The organism is Chryseobacterium sp. G0201, assembly GCF_003815655.1.
Classification (GTDB): Bacteria; Bacteroidota; Bacteroidia; order Flavobacteriales; family Weeksellaceae; genus Chryseobacterium.
In genome coordinates this window covers 2,969,167-2,986,844 of the sequence record NZ_CP033917.1, presented here as the reverse complement: position 1 = coordinate 2,986,844, position 17,678 = coordinate 2,969,167, and the positions used below count along the sequence as shown (strand labels likewise).

16 protein-coding genes are annotated in these 17,678 nt (G+C 34.3%); 15 read left to right on the top strand and 1 reads right to left on the bottom strand.

Annotation, left to right across the window (positions count from 1 at the left end):
- Nucleotides 1-247: 247 nt before the first annotated feature.
- Nucleotides 248-1,246 (bottom strand): hypothetical protein, encoded by a 999-nt coding sequence (locus EG348_RS13520; protein ID WP_123983553.1) that lies wholly within the window; start codon nucleotides 1,244-1,246, stop codon nucleotides 248-250.
- 1,291 nt (nucleotides 1,247-2,537) lie between these two features.
- Here EG348_RS13520 and EG348_RS13515 point away from each other — a divergent pair.
- From EG348_RS13515 to EG348_RS13445, 15 genes are all read left to right on the top strand, one after another.
- Complete coding sequence (locus tag EG348_RS13515) at nucleotides 2,538-4,112, top strand: AMP-binding protein (protein WP_123983552.1); 1,575 nt, start codon at nucleotides 2,538-2,540, stop codon at nucleotides 4,110-4,112.
- A gap of 23 nt (nucleotides 4,113-4,135) precedes the next feature.
- Nucleotides 4,136-5,005 (top strand): hypothetical protein, encoded by an 870-nt coding sequence (locus EG348_RS13510; RefSeq protein WP_123983551.1) that lies wholly within the window; start codon nucleotides 4,136-4,138, stop codon nucleotides 5,003-5,005.
- The gene (locus EG348_RS13505) at nucleotides 4,995-6,026 is read left to right on the top strand and encodes a 3-oxoacyl-ACP synthase III family protein (protein WP_123983550.1); all 1,032 of its coding nucleotides are present in this window, start codon (nucleotides 4,995-4,997) and stop codon (nucleotides 6,024-6,026) included. The genes EG348_RS13510 and EG348_RS13505 overlap by 11 nt, the downstream gene beginning before the upstream one ends.
- 25 nt (nucleotides 6,027-6,051) lie before the next feature.
- Nucleotides 6,052-6,297 (top strand): acyl carrier protein, encoded by a 246-nt coding sequence (locus EG348_RS13500; RefSeq protein WP_123983549.1) that lies wholly within the window; start codon nucleotides 6,052-6,054, stop codon nucleotides 6,295-6,297.
- 168 nt (nucleotides 6,298-6,465) lie between these two features.
- On the top strand, nucleotides 6,466-7,950 hold the full coding sequence (locus EG348_RS13495) for a phytoene desaturase family protein (protein ID WP_123983548.1): 1,485 nt from the start codon (nucleotides 6,466-6,468) through the stop codon (nucleotides 7,948-7,950).
- A gap of 4 nt (nucleotides 7,951-7,954) precedes the next feature.
- Entirely contained in the window at nucleotides 7,955-8,977 is a 1,023-nt protein-coding gene (locus tag EG348_RS13490; protein WP_123983547.1) for a diiron oxygenase, read from the top strand.
- Nucleotides 8,977-9,969: a 3-oxoacyl-ACP synthase III family protein gene (locus EG348_RS13485; protein ID WP_123983546.1), complete on the top strand. Its 993-nt coding sequence runs from the start codon at nucleotides 8,977-8,979 to the stop codon at nucleotides 9,967-9,969. Before EG348_RS13490 ends, EG348_RS13485 begins: the two co-directional genes overlap by 1 nt.
- Before the next feature lie 11 nt (nucleotides 9,970-9,980).
- Nucleotides 9,981-10,856, top strand: a complete 876-nt coding sequence (locus EG348_RS13480; RefSeq protein WP_164463295.1) for an MBL fold metallo-hydrolase — start codon at nucleotides 9,981-9,983, stop codon at nucleotides 10,854-10,856.
- Nucleotides 10,853-12,007 carry an FAD-dependent monooxygenase gene (locus EG348_RS13475; protein WP_123983544.1) on the top strand — a complete coding sequence of 385 codons (1,155 nt, stop codon included), beginning with the start codon at nucleotides 10,853-10,855 and terminating at the stop codon, nucleotides 12,005-12,007. Before EG348_RS13480 ends, EG348_RS13475 begins: the two co-directional genes overlap by 4 nt.
- A gap of 6 nt (nucleotides 12,008-12,013) precedes the next feature.
- A complete protein-coding gene (gene fabG, locus EG348_RS13470) occupies nucleotides 12,014-12,769 on the top strand; it encodes a 3-oxoacyl-ACP reductase FabG (RefSeq protein WP_123983543.1) in 756 nt (251 codons plus the stop codon).
- Nucleotides 12,770-12,779: 10 nt separating this feature from the next.
- Nucleotides 12,780-14,021 carry a beta-ketoacyl-[acyl-carrier-protein] synthase family protein gene (locus EG348_RS13465; RefSeq protein WP_123983542.1) on the top strand — a complete coding sequence of 414 codons (1,242 nt, stop codon included), beginning with the start codon at nucleotides 12,780-12,782 and terminating at the stop codon, nucleotides 14,019-14,021.
- Nucleotides 14,008-15,054 (top strand): beta-ketoacyl synthase N-terminal-like domain-containing protein, encoded by a 1,047-nt coding sequence (locus tag EG348_RS13460; protein WP_123983541.1) that lies wholly within the window; start codon nucleotides 14,008-14,010, stop codon nucleotides 15,052-15,054. Before EG348_RS13465 ends, EG348_RS13460 begins: the two co-directional genes overlap by 14 nt.
- Nucleotides 15,055-15,537, top strand: a complete 483-nt coding sequence (fabZ, locus tag EG348_RS13455) for a 3-hydroxyacyl-ACP dehydratase FabZ (RefSeq protein ID WP_123983540.1) — start codon at nucleotides 15,055-15,057, stop codon at nucleotides 15,535-15,537.
- Nucleotides 15,538-16,266: a thioesterase II family protein gene (locus tag EG348_RS13450; protein WP_123983539.1), complete on the top strand. Its 729-nt coding sequence runs from the start codon at nucleotides 15,538-15,540 to the stop codon at nucleotides 16,264-16,266. It begins immediately after the preceding gene.
- A 4-nt stretch (nucleotides 16,267-16,270) separates the two neighbouring features.
- Entirely contained in the window at nucleotides 16,271-17,674 is a 1,404-nt protein-coding gene (locus EG348_RS13445) for an anthranilate synthase component I family protein (protein WP_123983538.1), read from the top strand.
- Nucleotides 17,675-17,678 lie beyond the last annotated feature (4 nt).

The following is a 17,678-nucleotide window of genomic DNA, read 5'->3' as shown; positions in this document are numbered from 1 at the left end:
TTTAAAAATAACAGTATCGGATGATTACTAGTAAATTATACTTCAACTTGGTAAAAAATACCAGCATATATAAAAGAAACTTTTCTTAAAAGTTTTAATACAAGATTATAAACCTTGAAATAACGGCAAGAAAATCTTCAAAATTTACATAAAAAAAGCTTTTCAGATTCCATATTGCTCTTATGTTAAATGTCTTTTCTTCTATATATGCGATATCAATGAATGTTTTTGAATAATTCGTGATTAACTAAAGATTTAATTTATTAAATGCATAAGCCATAATGTTATGGAGATATTTTTCTTGGTCGGTATCGATATAGGTAGTTGAAATATTAGAATTTCTAAAAACTCCTTCATCCCAAAAGAAGATAACTCTGCCGTTAGTTCCTGTAATCCAGATTCCAGCTTGGGCTGTTGCAGTTCCACCTTCTCTCGCTAAAATTTCAGCTCCTGCAGGCAATTGAGAATTTAATACCCTACCAGTTGACTGCGCACCTGCTATAATAGTATTTCCGGGTACGGCTCCGAATACTCCACTTGAACCCGTAGTTCCTGCAATTGAATATGAAGGTGAAAAATTAGGTCCTGCATTTACATTACCCGTTCCCCCAAAACCTTGATGAGCAGGTGTATTTCTACCACTATCAAGAACAACAATAACTACTCCTCCAAGATCCGAAAACTCCTTAATTTTTGCAATTATTGTAGCATCCAAGTCTACTCCAAATTGAACACCAATACAGAAAACATCAACAATAGCTTTTAATTGTAGTGCAGTATAATTAGTTAACTGCGCTGTTTCGAATTGTAAAAAATCTATTCCGTCTACTTTGTTATAAATACCATTAGTTCCATAATTAAGTTTGCTTTGAAGTTGAGAATTAAATGTCGGAAATCCTGTCCCTCCTAATGCATAATAGTTTCCATCCCATAACCCTGCCCAATACCCTATCGTAATTCTTTTTGATGTGGATGGTATATTCCCAGGTAAACCATCTACATAGCCTAATACTCCATTTGCATCAGCTACCACAGTTTTAACAGCGATAAAGGTTTGATCCTTATTATCTGATCTTGTTCCATCTGATTTAGTAAAAATTGCATTTACCATTTGATGTTTAGGAAGTTCCCTAACTCTCTCTGTACCATTAACATCTAGGATTTCAGTTGGACTCTCTGTTTTAATTCCCACTTGTCCAGAGGCAATTGTAAATAGAAATAATGTAATTAAATTAATTTTTCTCATTCTTCAAATAATTTTTTTTCGTCTTTTTTGTATTTTTATCGTAAGTTAGTCTGATATGGAAGAATTTTCATATTTTACAATATGCACCTCGATATTTATAATTGAAAATTTTACTGATCGATCATATTTATAAGAATATAGAACCCCTTATTCACTACTCTTAAAACATACAATTTAAATATAGATTTTTATATCTTCTCAATGATGGCATTTAAAAATTAGAGAAGAGCAAAAAGCCCATATTCATAATATAATAGTTCTTTCATTCGTTAACAAACGTTAACATTATCGTCATAAACTGGTGCAATTATACAAGATTAAATTCGCTACTTAAAAAAAAACATGTGATAATTTCGGAATTATTCACATGTCAAAAAATTAAAAAACAGCATTATTACAGCTAAATAAGCATACGACACTCTCTACTTTTTTTCGTTGAAAAAAAAAAAAAATAAAAATTAACCTGAAAAGATGAAAATACTCGGGAGTTTAGAGAGAAAAATAAAAATGATTGGTAAGCTTTATCATATCAAAAAAATATTTTCATATTAAAGATCCTAGTCAAAATCCTAATCATTGGTTATAGTCTTACTAATGATTTTATTTACATCATAAACATTGAACTTATAATTATTTATGCATAGAGGTGATTATCTCATTGCAATTTGTTTCCAGATTTTGTCAAGCTAAAGCTGAAGTATATCATCTGTAAAAAATAGAATGTTATGTATTAAGAATGAGATGGTATAATAACAGTGAGAAATACACATCTTAAATATAGATTCTATACACTTATAAAAAAGCAGAAATATACATATATGCACCTTTATTCATAACAATTCTAAAATTCATAATATCTTAATTATATTTTATTATTTTAATCAAAATATCAGCATACTTACAAATAAAACTATTTATTAAAATATTTTATTAATTATATGCCTTTTTTTGTAGCGTCACAATGATAACATATAATGTTTCAAATTCATTGCATAAGTACCAAAGAAATACTAATTTTTTTCAAAAAACATAACATAACACCAACAAATTTACAATATTGTATTTATAATTTCGCAGAGATCTTAAATGCAATCTAAGCGTTCGTGAATCAAAATACTTTTGTAAATTTTAATTCACAAACAAATGATAAAAATTAAATCAAACTATCTACCTACATTTTTCAACCAAGTGTATCCAACATATAATAGTCACTTGTAAAAATCATAATAAAAAATAGCCCATTCATCATCTGACTTTAAATTGATGTCGAGATAACAAATATACATACGCTATGAATATAACAAAGAATATCATTGAAAATTTATTATTATATAATAATGAAAACCAGATTCTCTATGGCATTAAGAACGTATCGGGAAATGAAATTGCTGACAAAATAATAGCTTTTGCATCCTGCTTAAGATTTACAGGAGAATTTAATTGTGGAGATCGGGTTCTACTTATCATGAATGATTCACCAGAGTTCATTTATTCTTTTTTATCTTTAATATCTATTGGTTGTATTCCCGTTCCCCTAAATCCATTAATTAAAGATTCGGAATTAGAATATATTTTACTAGATTCGAAAGCCACCGGTACTATAATAGATAATAACCAATACCTTCGGCTGTATGATGTTATCCATAACTCATGCTACATAATAAATGATTGTATTATAATAAATGATCCATTAATAATGGATAATGGGTCGTTTAATTATTTACAAAAATATTTGTTCCCTCAAAACTTTTCACATAGTCATTTAGGTTTGGAATTTTTATACGAGGAAAATAATCAAATTGCTTTTTGGCAATACACTTCCGGTACTACTGGTAATCCAAAGGCGGTACAGCACAAACACAATACTATGTTAATAAATACGGAGTTATTTGCACAGAAGACATTGGAAATTGTTAAAGAAGATATAATATTGTCCATTTCAAAGATGTTTTTTGGTTACGGGTTGGGAAACAGTTTATTTTTTCCTTTGATAACAGGAGCTACAGTCATAATTGATGAAAAATGGTTTGCTATAGATAATCTTATAAAAAACATGAGGCTTTATAAGCCTACAGTTTTATTTGCTACCCCAAAAGTTTATTCGGAAATTCTTCATCAACACAAAGACTTTTCAAAAAAAGAATTTAATAGTATACGACTATTTATGTCCGCAGGTTCTCCACTCCCGGAATCTATCATAAGGCAATGGGAAACTATATTTGAAAAAACTATTACCAATGGAATTGGATCCACAGAAATAGGACATATTTTCATGTGTGACTATCAGCCAAAAGAACAAAGTAAAAATGCATCCTTAGGGGTTCCAGTTCTTGGATACGATGTAAAGATAAGCGAGATAGATGCTCCTTATGAAACAATAGAAAACTATGGAGAGATAGGAGAACTATGCATCTATCCTCCCAAAAGTACACTCAGTTCATATTGGGGACCAGAAGAATTCAATAAAATAAGGTATAAAGAAGGTTGGTGTTTTTCAGGAGATCTATGTTCTCAAAGATATGATGGTTCCTACATCTATCATGGCAGAAAAGATGATCTTTTTAAAGTAAATGGACGTTGGGTAAATCCAATTGAAATTGAGAATCATGTATTACAGAACTTCAAACAGGTCCATGAGTGTGCAATTACCTATTATCTTGATGACGATAATCTTGCTCAATCAGTATTATATGTAGTGGAAAAAACTGGAATAAACACTGAGGTTCTTTCTGATAAGATTCAAAAAATGCTATCAAAAAATTTCCCCACGTTTAAAGCTCCTTCCAGAATCTATTTTATAAAAGAATTAAAAAGAAATAGCAATGGGAAAGTCAACAGAAAAAGGCTACAAGACAATTTAACATAACTCAAATTATTAATAGTAAAAATATGCAAATAATAGATGCAGTTTGCGAAATTCCTGGAGTAAATATAATTGGTATTCGCGGTAAAATGCATAGTGGTTTTCAATGCCAAGTTTACGAAACTGAAAAAGAAAAATCATTATCTATTTGGGCTGCAGAAGTGAGCCGCCGATTATTGGATAAAAATAATATTTCACAAGATGAATTAGGCGTAATTATTAATGCTTCTATTTCAATTTATGATACCACTCCTTTGAGAAACACTTCAGCTCCCGGAGTTGGACATGAAGTACAAAAGTGTTTGAATGCAAAAAATGCATTTGTTTTCGAAATGTTTCATAGTGACTTAGGAAATATGATAAAAATCGCATCTGATTTCTTATTAAATTCTGAGCATAACTATGCATTGATCATTCAGTCAAATAAGTTTTCTGCTTTTCTAAAGGATGATCAAAACGGATTTTGTATTCCTGATGCGGTAAATGCATTAGTACTTAAATCAAATAATAACAAAATTGAATTAGAAAACATCCATATTCCTTTTTCTGAAATATCGAAAGCTAGTTTAAGTTTCAATGCAGGAAATGAAGAAGCTCTAAAAAAAGAGAATATTTTCAGAGTGAATTGGAATTATAGTCCTTTTCTTGTAAAAACTATCAACTCTGAACTGAAAAATATCATCATAAAATTCGAAGAACAACAGACCGAAGTAATCACTGAAAAATGGTTTTCAGAACACTTTTCATCACAGGAAACTGAAAATACTTTAGCCATGAATACTATTCCTTGGAGTTTACAAGAAAATCAGCTGCTTAAACAAAACTCACTCACTCTAATATCGTACAATCCATTTCTCGCCCAGTATTCAGTCCTAAAAATTACAAATGAAATATAATTCCTCAATAAAAAGTATAGCCATAGGCCTTCCTGAAACCTATTACACTAATAATATGCCTCCATTTTCTACGATTCCGAATCTTCCGAAAAACTGGTGGAGGAACTGGGGTATGGAAGGGAGATACATGATAGACAAAAAGAAAGGCGAGTCCTGTTCCCAACTTGCCATGAAAGCATCACTGGGAGCAATAGAAAAAGCAGGACTTTCTACACAAGATATAGATATGATCATAGGTACAACATGCACTATCACCGGATGGTCAGATAAGGATAACGATAAAATTTTCCCTGGAATTTCAGAACATTTAAAAACTGAACTGAAATGCAAACACTCAGTGATGACCCTAGAAGTCAACCAAGCATGCATATCATTTTTGGTGGCCCTGCAGATAGCATCGGATTATATCAAAACTGGTATATACAAAAATGTACTGATTTGCTCTGCGGAAACCTTTACACAGATTGCAGATTTTTCTTTACCCTCAGCATCTCTTTTTGGAGATGGTGCTGCCGCTGTGATCATTGGAAGATCAAAAGAAGATGGCAAATTAGTTTCCTCCCATTACAAGAGTATCCCTACCCATAATGAAATCGCAACATTACAATGGAGAATTCCTTTGTATAAAACTGGAAAAGAATTCGTCCGCCCCTATTTCTCATTAGGAGAAGATGCTCCAAGCCAGATGCAGACATTCGTACCTCACAATGTTCCAGAGGTTGTTTTTAAAGCTTTAGCAAAAGCTGAAGCATCTATAGTGGATATAGATCATTTTATATTCCATCAACCATCCAGAATGCTTATTAGGATGTGGGCAATGGGAATAGGTATAAAAAGAGATAAATATACCACTACCGTAGAAGAATACAGCTGCTTGAGTTCCGCATCGATCCCTATGACATTATACATTGCATTAAAAAATAAAAAAATAAAACCTAATAATAAAATTGTACTTGCCGGTGCAGGAATCGGATGGGGATTTGGAGCCCAAGTATGGCATACAGAAACTATTAACTATTAACTATTAACTATTAATAAATATATATATGAAAAATCAAGAATTATTTAACAAGGTATATTATATTTTAGCTGACATTGCTGAATGTGATATTACTATTATCAAACCAGACACAAATTTATTAACCGAAATAGGAGTAACCTCTTTAATGGGGTTGGAAGTTCTGGTTGAACTTGAAAGAGAATTTAATATCAGCCTAGATGAAGGGGTTCTTATTAAAATGAAAACACCTCAAGATATTGTTACAATTCTGGAAGAAGAAGTAACTGTTTAACTGTACAAAAAATATTTATGCATTTAACTTAAATATTTTAGCATATTAACTCTCTCCAATATTAGTAAAATCTTTTGATAATAGTCTTTAAAGGAAATCTTTACATTAAGAACCTCTCTCATAAGGAAGTGGGGAGGGTTCTTTTTGGAAAAAAAAAAAAATTTAGTAATGATCGAAAATTTACAAGTCGATGAATTAGTAATAGGCGCAGGGCTCTGTGGGCTTATGTACGGTGTGGCAGCAGTTACCGAAGGTAGTTCGGTTGTTATTAGCGAGGCTCACCATAAAGTAGGTGGCTATGCTACTAATTTTTATAGGAACAAAAGAAAATTTGTTTTTGACTGCAGCCAACATAAAGTAAGCGGGCTCAAAGAAAATGTCGGAAATTTGTGGAATACCCTTAAAAGACTGGATCTACAGACATTACTTGACGAATTCGAATTACACGAAGAAATTGGAACAGTAGTCTATAAAAAACAATTCATCAAACTTCCATCCGAGCCAGAAGATATAAAAAAGACGCTCATTACCCACTTCCCGGATGAATTGACAGGAATAAAAAAAATGTTTCAGGATATAGAATCTCACGGGTATCAGCATTATATGTTTTTTAGGAAGCTGATGAATGAATATACTATAAACAGAGATATTTTGAGAGATAGCAGGGGGCTATCAAAGATTACAGCCCGCGATTATTTTAAAACCATTTTTAAAGGACCTGACATTATAGAGGTACTTAGCCCCATTGCCATTTATTCAGGATCAATCTCCAATGAAGTCAATGCATTCTACTTTCTTCACTGCCTCTATGCTATGTTCTACGGCGGTCCTGCATTTATGAAAGGAACAGGACAACGTATTTCAGATATGCTCCTAAAAGAATTTTTAGACCGCGGTGGAATACTCTTAAAGAAAAACCCGGTATATGAAATGGAAGATCTGGGTGATCATATGCTTGTAACTACCAGAAAAAAAATGGTGACAGCAAAAAGGATAATTGCAACATGTGCTCCTGAAGACGTTGTAAGAATGCTGAAAAAAGATGAAAAGTCACAGGAATTTAAAGAAGTCCTAAAAAATTTCACCGTTGGATGGGGACACTTTTGTGTATTTGTTGTACTATCTGTTCCACCTGAAGAACTGGGAATTATCTCACCCGAATACCTTTTAGTATCAGATACAGGAGATGATTTCACAGAAGAAGATTTTGAAACTGACCGCTACTATGATCTTTTCACATTGAGTGTAAGCAATTACCATCGAGTAGATCCAGGGGGGGGCTATATTCTTCAGTTTATTATTTTAGATCACGGAGACCGTTGGTTCCATCTGTCTGAAAATGAATACAATCAGAGAAAAGAAAAAATTCAGAGAAAACTGATCGGAAGAGTCCTTAAAACATTTCCACAGATAGAATCAAAAATGATTTACACTGAAGCTTCAACACCTAAGACCAATTATAAATTCACTTTTGCTACCAAGGGTTCAGCTTTCGCTTACAAGATGCTTCCAAAGACCAATTTAGGACTCTTAAGCAATTTTCCCAATGATAAAGTAAAACTTGTCAGTACATGGTCTGGGGGTCCCGGCTATGAAACAGCAATGTGCTTCGGATTTACTCAAGGAAAATTATTAAATATGAAAAAACACTAAACACATGAGTAACCTAAAAAAAACACTAAGCCCAAAGTTTACCAGTTTACTGGAAAAACTAAACAAAGCTTCCGAAAAAAAACAAATGAGTCTGCTTTTAGACCATCCTTGGGATGAGCCTATAGAAAATGCATGGCTGAAAAAGAGAGAAAATATTGCAATCTACGGCACCCCTTATTATGACCTTGCCACTGAAGAAGAAAGAAGGCTTTTGTCTTTCTATGAAACAGGCTCCTGGTGGTACACATTCATTGTATTCGAAAATCTTGTATCAGAATATTATATGAAGATTGTAAATCACGGTTCGCTTAAAAGATTTCCCGAAGTAGTAAAATATATGCACCATTTCTGCAAAGAAGAAATTGTGCATGCTATGGTCTTCAAGAAAGCAATGAATCATTTTCAAATCAAGCCATTCCCCAGCCCCTTAAACCTTAAAGAAATATACAGTCACAATGCTGGAATGTCTGAATTTCCGTTAAAAGCTATCTATCTTACTATTCTAATTGAGTGGTTGGCAGAAAACAATGCAATGGAAGACTGCAACAGTAAGGAAATTTCACCATTATCAAGAGCAGTAGCGGTAGAACATCATAAAGAAGAAGCTAGACATATAGAATGGGGGAAAAATATGATCCGCGAGTTCATAGATATAGTTCCTGAATTTTTGAAAGAAGCGCACGAAAGCACAGCTCCAATGCTTAGAAGTATGCTTGATATGTCAGTATGCAGTATCGTAGTATATTCCCGTGTTGGTTTTCAGAATCCTGTCTTCAGAGACTATAAGAAATTGATCCCAGTAGTATTGGAAAGTGAAAACCGGCAAAAAATCAATTCCAGAATTATGGCACCCCTGATGAGATTCTTCCTAGAACTTGGAATCTGCGATCCGAATGATAATGGAAACATGGAAATCTGGAGAGAAAACAGGTTTGAAAAAGATGTGGAAGATGCTATAGAATATTTCAAAAAAAAATCTACCGAAGGAGAGGATATAGATAATGTAATGAACAAAAATTACGACTAATGAATACTGTCATATCCGGCTTTGGCCATGCTCTACCCTCTGCAACGATAGATAATAAAACAATTGTTGAACGGATGAATACTACGGAAGAATTTATAGAAACCCGCACAGGTGTACTTACCAGAAAACATATTTCTGAAAATGAAACCACAAGTGTATTGATGGTTCAAGCCTGTAAAAAAGCAATAGAAAAGGCCGGTCTCTCACCGGAAGACATCGATATGTTGATTGTGAATACATTGAGTCCGGATCACCATGATCCCTCCCAGGCCTGTCTCATTCAACCAATGCTTTCTCTAAAAAATACAATTCCTGTGTTCGATATTCGAGCACAGTGTAGCGGCCTTATTTATGGAATGGATATCGCGAAACAGTTTATAGCAACAGGAACTCATCAGCATATATTAATATGTTGTGGAGAAGCTTTATCAAAAAGAATGGATTACTCTAATGAAGGAAGGAATCTTTCCATATTACTCGGTGACGGTGCAGGAGCAGTGGTTTTAAGTGCTTCAGAAGATCCAAATAAAGGGATATTGCATGCATCAACACACGCTGATGGAAATTATTTCAAACTGCTTTGGACTGAAAGTCCCGGGACGTCAGGCAAAACCTTCAACGGAGATCAAAGCAAATGCCCTCATTTTAGAATGGATGGCAAAACCATGTTTAAACATGCCGTAAAAAATTTCACAGAAATAATCATACAGACCTTTGAAAAGCATAATCTTTCAATTGAAGATATACATGTTATTATCCCTCACCAACCCAATATGAGAATTCTTGATGCAGTAGTACATAATCTGGAAATTCCAAAAGATAAAGTACAGGTTAATGTTCACAAATATGGAAACATTGCTTCTGGTTCCTTACCTATTACGTTGAGTGAATATATGGAGAATACCCGTCCAGAAGAAAGAGCTGGAAAACTGGCACTTATAGTAGGATACGGCTCCGGAGCAACATGGGGAAGTATTTTATATCGATTTTAATTCATAACAAAATGTGGATCAAGACAATAGGAAAAATAAACAATATCTTAACTATCTTAGGAACAGTATCTAACCCGGTCTACCTCGTAAAAGAAGGTCACGAATACATGCTGGTAGAAGGAGGATTAACACGGGATGTAGAAATTCTGCTGACTCAATTGAAAGAACATGTATTTGATTTGTCATTAATCAAATACTGGTTTATTACACACTCCCATTATGATCATTGCGGCACCGTAGAATATATATATCCTTATCTAGAAAATGTAAAAATCTATACCTCGATAAATACGGCAGAAAACTTTCGTAATGAAAAATATGTAAAAAAAATACGCCAGCTTAATTCACTCATATCAGATAAAGAAATATCTGGATCAGCCAATTTGACTGAAATTTCTTTTGTAGTTGTATATGATAAACAAAAAATAGAAACTGAATCAGGACTTTGGGAAATTATTTATACTCCTGGTCACAGCCGATGTTCTATGAGTATCTATAATAAGGAAAAAGATATCTTATTCGTGTCTGATGCCCTAGGTGAAATCATCAACAAAAAAAAATGGCTCCCATTGGCATTTGATCATGTAGGCCAGTTTATAGAGAGTATTCTTACACTGGGACGTCTGCATGCAAAAACCATTATTTTGGGACATAATGGCATACTTACAGAAGTAGAGGCCTTATCCGCTCCGGCCAACAGCCTATTAAGCTGTAAAGCACTAATGGAATTTGTCAGTACCTGTAAAGATAATTTTTCACAGGACGAATTAGTAGATCTTGTATGCAAAGAATACAACGTAATGGATCACTCTTTTATTCCGGATCAAGTTTATAGAAAAAGCATAGAGCTGTTACTCTCAAATCTTAAAATAGAATCATTTGTATGAATCAAAAACCAAAATATAAAGAATATGATGCCTGTATTATTGGAGCTGGAATTGCCGGAATTTTCTTAGCGTGGCTGCTAGGTTCAAAAGGTAAAAAAGTCCTGATTTTAGAAAAAAATGCTAAAGTCAATATGAATGGAGCCGATATTTTAAAACCCTCTGGAATTAATATCCTAGAAAAATATGGGTTGCTCCAAGAGCTCCTGAATAAAGAATGCAGAATCAGGGATCAGCTCGGTGTGTTTTATAATGGAATCCATGTAAACCAAATTGATTATAAGGCAGAAAATGAAAGAGGATATTTCATGGTATGTCCGTACAGTATTTTATTGGAAGTCATTTATGATAAAATAAAAAAAATAGATACCATAGAACTACTTGTTAACCAGTCATTTTCAAAAATTAATGAAGCTAAAAAAGGAGTATATATTACGCTCAAGTCTGGAGAAGAAATATATTGTCCCCTTCTCATTGGAGCAGATGGTACTCAGTCGATGGTTAGAGAGTATGCAGACATAAAAGCCCATATAAACTATTATGATCATGTAATGTATTTTAATAAATATCCTATTACATCCAGTGTGGAAGAACTCAATCGACTGTATATAGATCAGGACGGAGGATTAGCCTACTTCTACCCTATCAACAATAAAGAGGCTCGATGTGTTTTAGGTTTCAATATAAAAGAAGGGAAAGCTCTGAAAGAATCAGAAAATAGAGAAAATTTGATCAGTCGGTTGAGAAAATTCGTTACCCACAGTGATGATATGCTGAACCAGATAGACTCATTAGATAACTTCCTCACTTTTCCTTTATGTAGTATGCATTCTGAGCAATATTTTAAAGGGAAAATCATACTTTTAGGAAATGCCGCGCATTCCATTCATCCCGTAACAGGACAAGGTATGAACCTAGCTGTTGAAGATACTGGAGAACTGTTCATCTGGCTTTCAAAATATTTTGATGGTGAAATTTCATTGGAAGAAGCATTGAGCAGCTATAAGGAACGTCGTTTTGAACTTAACAGTAAAATTCTTGCATATGGCCACAGACTAGCAAGTAGCTTCGGAAATGAAACAGATTTTATGAACAGCTTAAATTCCAAAATACAGACCAGCAGCAGAGATCCTTCTATATTCAATAATATATAAACAATTATGCAAATAGATTTAACAGACAAACATTTTTTAGTAACAGGTGGTGGAAGAGGAATTGGCAAAGCCATTGTGCAGCAATTGCTTTCATCAGGAGCATCTGTATCATTTACCTACAATCATGGGAAAGAAACTGCAGAGTTTTTTTTTCACAAACTTTCTGCAGAATTTCCGGGTAAGATATTGCTTTATCATGCTGATATAAAAGATGAAGAGCAATCAAAATCTTTAATCGTCGAAATAGAAAAATCTCCATTAGGTTCACTATATGGTTTAATAAATAATGCAGGGATTACAATGGATTCTCCTTTTTTCAGCATGACCACAGATATGTGGATCAGTGTACTTGATACAAACCTCAATGGAACATTTTACCTAATTAAAGCAGCGATAAGATCTCTCATTCGTAAGAAAAATTCAAAAATTATAAATATATCATCTATTTCGGGAGTAAAAGCAGCAATGGGACAGGCCAATTACGGAGCAACTAAAGCCGCTATTATTTCTTTAACCAAAACACTAGCATTGGAATTTGCAAAATTCGACTTACAGGTAAATGCTGTTGCACCAGGTTTTATTGATACTGAAATGGTCGCCAAAATGAACGAACAGGATAAAAAGAGAATACATCAGATGATTCCTATGAAAAGAATGGGTAAAACAGAAGAGATCGCAGAGTTAGTAACTTTTCTATGTTCAGACAAAAGCAACTATATCACCGGACAGACATTCATTATCGATGGAGGGTTAACTTTATAAAAGACTATATATGAAAAGAATTGTAATTACAGGAATGGGGGTAGTAAGCCCAATAGCTTGTGAAAAAGAGGCATTTTGGGAAAAATTAATGAATGGGGAATCAGGCGTTGGTGAACTCACCAAGTTAGATTCATCCAAATATAAAGGGATTACCCGCGCTGCCGAAGTAGATTTGGAAAAAGACTATAAGAATTCTGAATTGCTTGCACATTTTAAACCCTATGGAAAAGCAGTTACTTACGCTGCCGCTGCGATAGATATGGGGCTGAAAGATGCTGGTTTTGAAAGATTCACCAAAAAAAATAATTATGGTGTTATTTTAGGCACTACAAACGGTAATCAGGATATTGTAGAAAGAACTGTAGATCAGTGGAATCTGGAAATAGAACATGGAGATCTTTCGTGCAAAGCAGCAGAAATGCTTACCTATTTTAGACCCATTGAAATGAGTGCCAGTATAGCGAAATATTACAATCTCGGTGGAACAAATATGGTTATTCCTACAGCCTGTGCAGCAGGAAATTATGCCATAGGTACTGCCTACTCTATGATACGTGAAGGTAGATCTTCCTTAATTATTGCTGGAGGGGCAGATCCTTTTACTAGATCTTGTTACACCGTTTTTTACCGATTGGGAGCCATGTCAAAAGATAATTGTAAACCTTTCGATCAGAACAGGAACGGAATGATCGTAGGGGAAGGAGCTGCTGTTTTAGTATTGGAAGAACTGGAACATGCACTAGCAAGGGGAGCGAAAATATATGGTGAAATAAAAGGATATGGCCTAGCCTGTGATGCATATGATCCCACCGCCCCTGACCCAGAAGGATCTGGTGCTATCTTATCTATGAACAATGCGATACACTCCAGCAAGATTGATAAAAAGAATATCACCTATATAAGCGCCCACGGGACTGGTACAAGAGCCAATGATTCACATGAGGTAACTGCTATGAGCAATGTTTTCAAAGGAACAACAGAAAATTTATATGTAAATGGACTCAAATCTATGCTTGGACACTGCATGGGGGCAGCAAGTGCTTTGGAAGCAGTGGCAGCAACACTTTCATTACATCATCAAAAAGTTCCTAGAAATCGCAATACAGAAAAAATAGATGAAGCGTTCAGTGCTCATTTCCGGATTCAGCCTTCTCCCGAAATTGAAAACAAAATAGATCATGTTCTTAGTAACTCTTTCGCATTTGGCGGAAATATATGCAGTGTAATATTCAGTAAATATGAAGACAAATAACATTTCAAATAACGATATAGTAATTTCTGTAATAGGCTTCAATAGCCCGTATGGAACAGATATTGACAAATTTTTCTTACAGAAAGAAGCAGAGACAAAGTCCCTAATTATCGAAGATCATGATCCTCAGAAGTTTTTGAAACAAAAAGGACAAAGGTTTCTTAACAAAGCAACACTTCTTTACTGTAATGTCGCATTTCATGCGATATATAAAAGAGACCTTAAATCAAAAATTGATGAAGTCCCCGAAAGAATCGGTCTTTATGATGGTACAGAACTTTCAAACCTTGAAGATTGTTTTATTTTTGATTTAACTGCAAAAAATCAAGGCCCGGACCGTGTAAGCCCTATGAAAGCCCCAAGTACGATTGCCAATGCAGCAGCCAGCCAGATGGCCATTCAGGCAGGAATAAAAGGTCCGAATTTCAGTGTATGTGCAGGGATGGCAGGAAGTCTTCAGGCATTGGATATTGCTTCGCTCCATTTAAAACAAGGAATCACAGATTACGGGATTATTGCCTCTACAGAAGTACGAAATAACTATCAGGAATCAATTCGCAGAGGAAATAATAACCAGCACAGACCAGCATCTACAGAATTAGGGATTGCTATGGTTTTAGAACGCAGGAAAACCTTGTCCGAAAAAGGCAGAAAACCTTTAGGTGTAATTAAAAAAATTCACTCTGAAACACATACAGAGGATTTCCGCATAGAAGTATTCTTATATCACAGTATTTCGAATATGGCAGCTTTATTCAATTTTGATACCATCATTTTTTCCGGAGGCACTTCGGCTATTGATGAAGCTACCTTTGAAAAATTGTTACGAAAAAATGGAGTGAACAAGTCTGTCGTTTATCCTGAAAACCTATTTGGAGATAATGATAACGCAGGTGGAATGCTGGGAATAGCCTTTGCTATTTCCATATTTGAAGGAAATAACATCTACAAGACAGAGCAAGAAAACATCATGGTTCTCTCAGTTGATAAAACAGGAACCATGATTCTCACTATAATAGGAAAAGCAAAATAAATGGAAACTTTATTAGAATCTTATCAGATCTCCCAAATTTTAAAATATAGACATCCTTTTCTATTGATAGATAAAGTAATTGGTTATATTCCCGGAAAAGAATTAACCGCTGTAAAAGCTGTTTCTATGGGTGAGCCCTATTTTGCAGGTCATTTTCCTGATTTCCCTATTATGCCGGGAGTTCTTATTACAGAAGCACTCGCGCAGGCTTCATCACTCATGCTGGCATTAGATGACATGGAGTGGGGAAAAGGAAAGTTTTTCCCAACAGAAGAAAGATCATTAGTAGGAGTTTTGGGAAATGTTCAGATTAATTTCCTAAAGTCAGTGCTACCAGGAAACTTATTAAAGCTAGAGGTCAGTATAGATTGGCGAAAAGGCCCCGCCTGCTCTCTTCATGTCGAAGCATCGGTAGAAAATTCCCTTTGCGTAAAAGGGAAAATAACAATAATGTCAATTGATAAAAGTAAACTGTCTATTTAAATGGAAGGCAAAATATTATTATTCTGTATTCCTCATGCCGGAGGTTCAGCTTCCTCTTTGTCAAATGTCACTTACGGTCTGAATGTGGAAAACATACAAGTACACCATATAGAACTACCGGGAAGGGGAATGAGAAGCGAAGAACCATTTCATTCAACATTAGAAGAAACCATAGAAGATATTTCTGAGAAAATCAGGAGCAAAATTCTATGTAAAAACCAGCCTTTTATCTTGTGGGGGCATAGTATGGGAGCCATTTTAGCTTTGCTGCTATCATATAACCTGCAGGACCATTATACCTCTAAAGGATTAATAGTTTCAGGGATGCGCGCTCCTTTGTTTCAATCAGCAGAACAAGCAATGTCAAGACAAAAACGGAACGCATTAATGTCTGATATTCTTCCGACGAAATACGAAAGAAATAAAAATACACCTCTTTTTCAGAGAGTACAACATAAGCGCTTGCAGGTGATGGAAAAAGATATAGCTCTTTTAGCACAAAATCCTATTGACGACTGGCCGTCGATTATTGTTAAAACACCTTTGGCAATAATTATGGCGGAAAATGATGAGCTTTATAATAATAAAGACAGTTATAAAGATTGGAATCTTCATACATCCAATACCACCAGCTATTTTTCTATAGAAGGAGGTCATTTTTTCATGTTCCAGTATCCGAAACAAACCTCTGCCCTATTAAATAAAATAATAAATGATCTAACCCATTAAATCCATGAAAAAAAACAAGATATCTTCCTCCCATCTAAGTTCAGATTATCCCGAGAACTTTGATATGAAGAACTTTTACAACGCTTTAAGGAAGAAAAAAGCAAGTTCCATCTGGTTTGAAGTTTCTGAGGCAGTAAACAATGAAAATCATAGATTGGTTTTTATTGCAACAGAGCCGATAGCGTCATTACAGTCAAATAATGTGAATGAACTTCATTGCAGATCAGGAGGAAAAATAGAAATAATAAAAACTAATAAAAGTGATTTTTGGGATATAACAGCTGAATGGCAAAGAAAAAACACCCCGGGGAATGATTCGCATCCATATAATGGGCTTTTAGGTTTCAGTAGTTACGATTCTTTACAGCTCGTAGAAAATATTTCTTTAAAAAAATATGCTGAAAAAAAAGGGAACAGTGATTTTCCCCTTTTTAAATTTTCCCTATATCGGTATTTATATGTTTTCAATATTACCTTATCAAAGATTACATGTATCAATAATTATTACGATGGGGAAAAAATTGAGATCAATGAGATGACAGAAAAACTGAAAACCAATTTGAATATAGAACTAAAAGGTTTTTTTGCATCCAATGTAGAAAAAACAGATTGTACGGAGGAAGAATTTTTAGAAAAAGTGAATAGAGCAAAATATCACTGCCAAGTAGGAGATGTATTTCAACTTGTGGTTTCCCGAAGATTTTCCAGAAACTATGGAGGTGATCCATGGATATTTTTTGTTGATTTAAAAAAAAACAAGGCTCAGTATTATTATTTTCTGGAAGAAGAAAATTATACAATAGCCGGGGCATCACCGGAAACCCATTTCAGTTCGTCAGATGGTTTAGCAATTATAAAACCTATCGCAGGAACCTACAAAAAAACAATGAATGAAAAAGAAGATGCATTATTGGAAAAAAAACTGTTGGCAGATCCTAAAGAAAATGCCGAACACAATATGCTGATAGATTTGGCAAGGAACGATCTCAGCAAATATGCAAAAGACGTAAAAATTAGTAAGCTAAAGACTATTGAGCATTATAATAATATCATTCATATGGTAAGTGAAGTACAAGGAAAACTAGATACAGACCATAATGCAATCCGTTTAGTCAAAGAGTTTTTACCTGCTGGCACATTAAGCGGAGCTCCTAAATACAGGGCAATACAGTTGATTGACGAAATAGAGAGTAGCAGTCGATCATATTACGGGGGGGTACTCGGCTGGATCGGATTTAATAACGATATCAATACAGCTATTCTTATAAGAAGTGCTTTATTTGAAAAGGGAGTGATGACCTACCGCGCCGGAGCAGGAATTGTCATTTCCTCTGATCCTCATAAAGAGCTCGAAGAAGTACACAATAAAATCACCTTAATTCTTAACACTCTAAAAGAATTTGTATAATACC

Coding starts and splice junctions, on each gene's coding strand:
- EG348_RS13520 (WP_123983553.1), bottom strand. CDS start 1,246: ATGAGAAAAATTAATTTAATTACATTATTTCTATTTACAATTGCCTCT.
- EG348_RS13515 (WP_123983552.1), top strand. CDS start 2,538: ATGAATATAACAAAGAATATCATTGAAAATTTATTATTATATAATAAT.
- EG348_RS13510 (WP_123983551.1), top strand. CDS start 4,136: ATGCAAATAATAGATGCAGTTTGCGAAATTCCTGGAGTAAATATAATT.
- EG348_RS13505 (WP_123983550.1), top strand. CDS start 4,995: ATGAAATATAATTCCTCAATAAAAAGTATAGCCATAGGCCTTCCTGAA.
- EG348_RS13500 (WP_123983549.1), top strand. CDS start 6,052: ATGAAAAATCAAGAATTATTTAACAAGGTATATTATATTTTAGCTGAC.
- EG348_RS13495 (WP_123983548.1), top strand. CDS start 6,466: ATGATCGAAAATTTACAAGTCGATGAATTAGTAATAGGCGCAGGGCTC.
- EG348_RS13490 (WP_123983547.1), top strand. CDS start 7,955: ATGAGTAACCTAAAAAAAACACTAAGCCCAAAGTTTACCAGTTTACTG.
- EG348_RS13485 (WP_123983546.1), top strand. CDS start 8,977: ATGAATACTGTCATATCCGGCTTTGGCCATGCTCTACCCTCTGCAACG.
- EG348_RS13480 (WP_164463295.1), top strand. CDS start 9,981: ATGTGGATCAAGACAATAGGAAAAATAAACAATATCTTAACTATCTTA.
- EG348_RS13475 (WP_123983544.1), top strand. CDS start 10,853: ATGAATCAAAAACCAAAATATAAAGAATATGATGCCTGTATTATTGGA.
- fabG (WP_123983543.1), top strand. CDS start 12,014: ATGCAAATAGATTTAACAGACAAACATTTTTTAGTAACAGGTGGTGGA.
- EG348_RS13465 (WP_123983542.1), top strand. CDS start 12,780: ATGAAAAGAATTGTAATTACAGGAATGGGGGTAGTAAGCCCAATAGCT.
- EG348_RS13460 (WP_123983541.1), top strand. CDS start 14,008: ATGAAGACAAATAACATTTCAAATAACGATATAGTAATTTCTGTAATA.
- fabZ (WP_123983540.1), top strand. CDS start 15,055: ATGGAAACTTTATTAGAATCTTATCAGATCTCCCAAATTTTAAAATAT.
- EG348_RS13450 (WP_123983539.1), top strand. CDS start 15,538: ATGGAAGGCAAAATATTATTATTCTGTATTCCTCATGCCGGAGGTTCA.
- EG348_RS13445 (WP_123983538.1), top strand. CDS start 16,271: ATGAAAAAAAACAAGATATCTTCCTCCCATCTAAGTTCAGATTATCCC.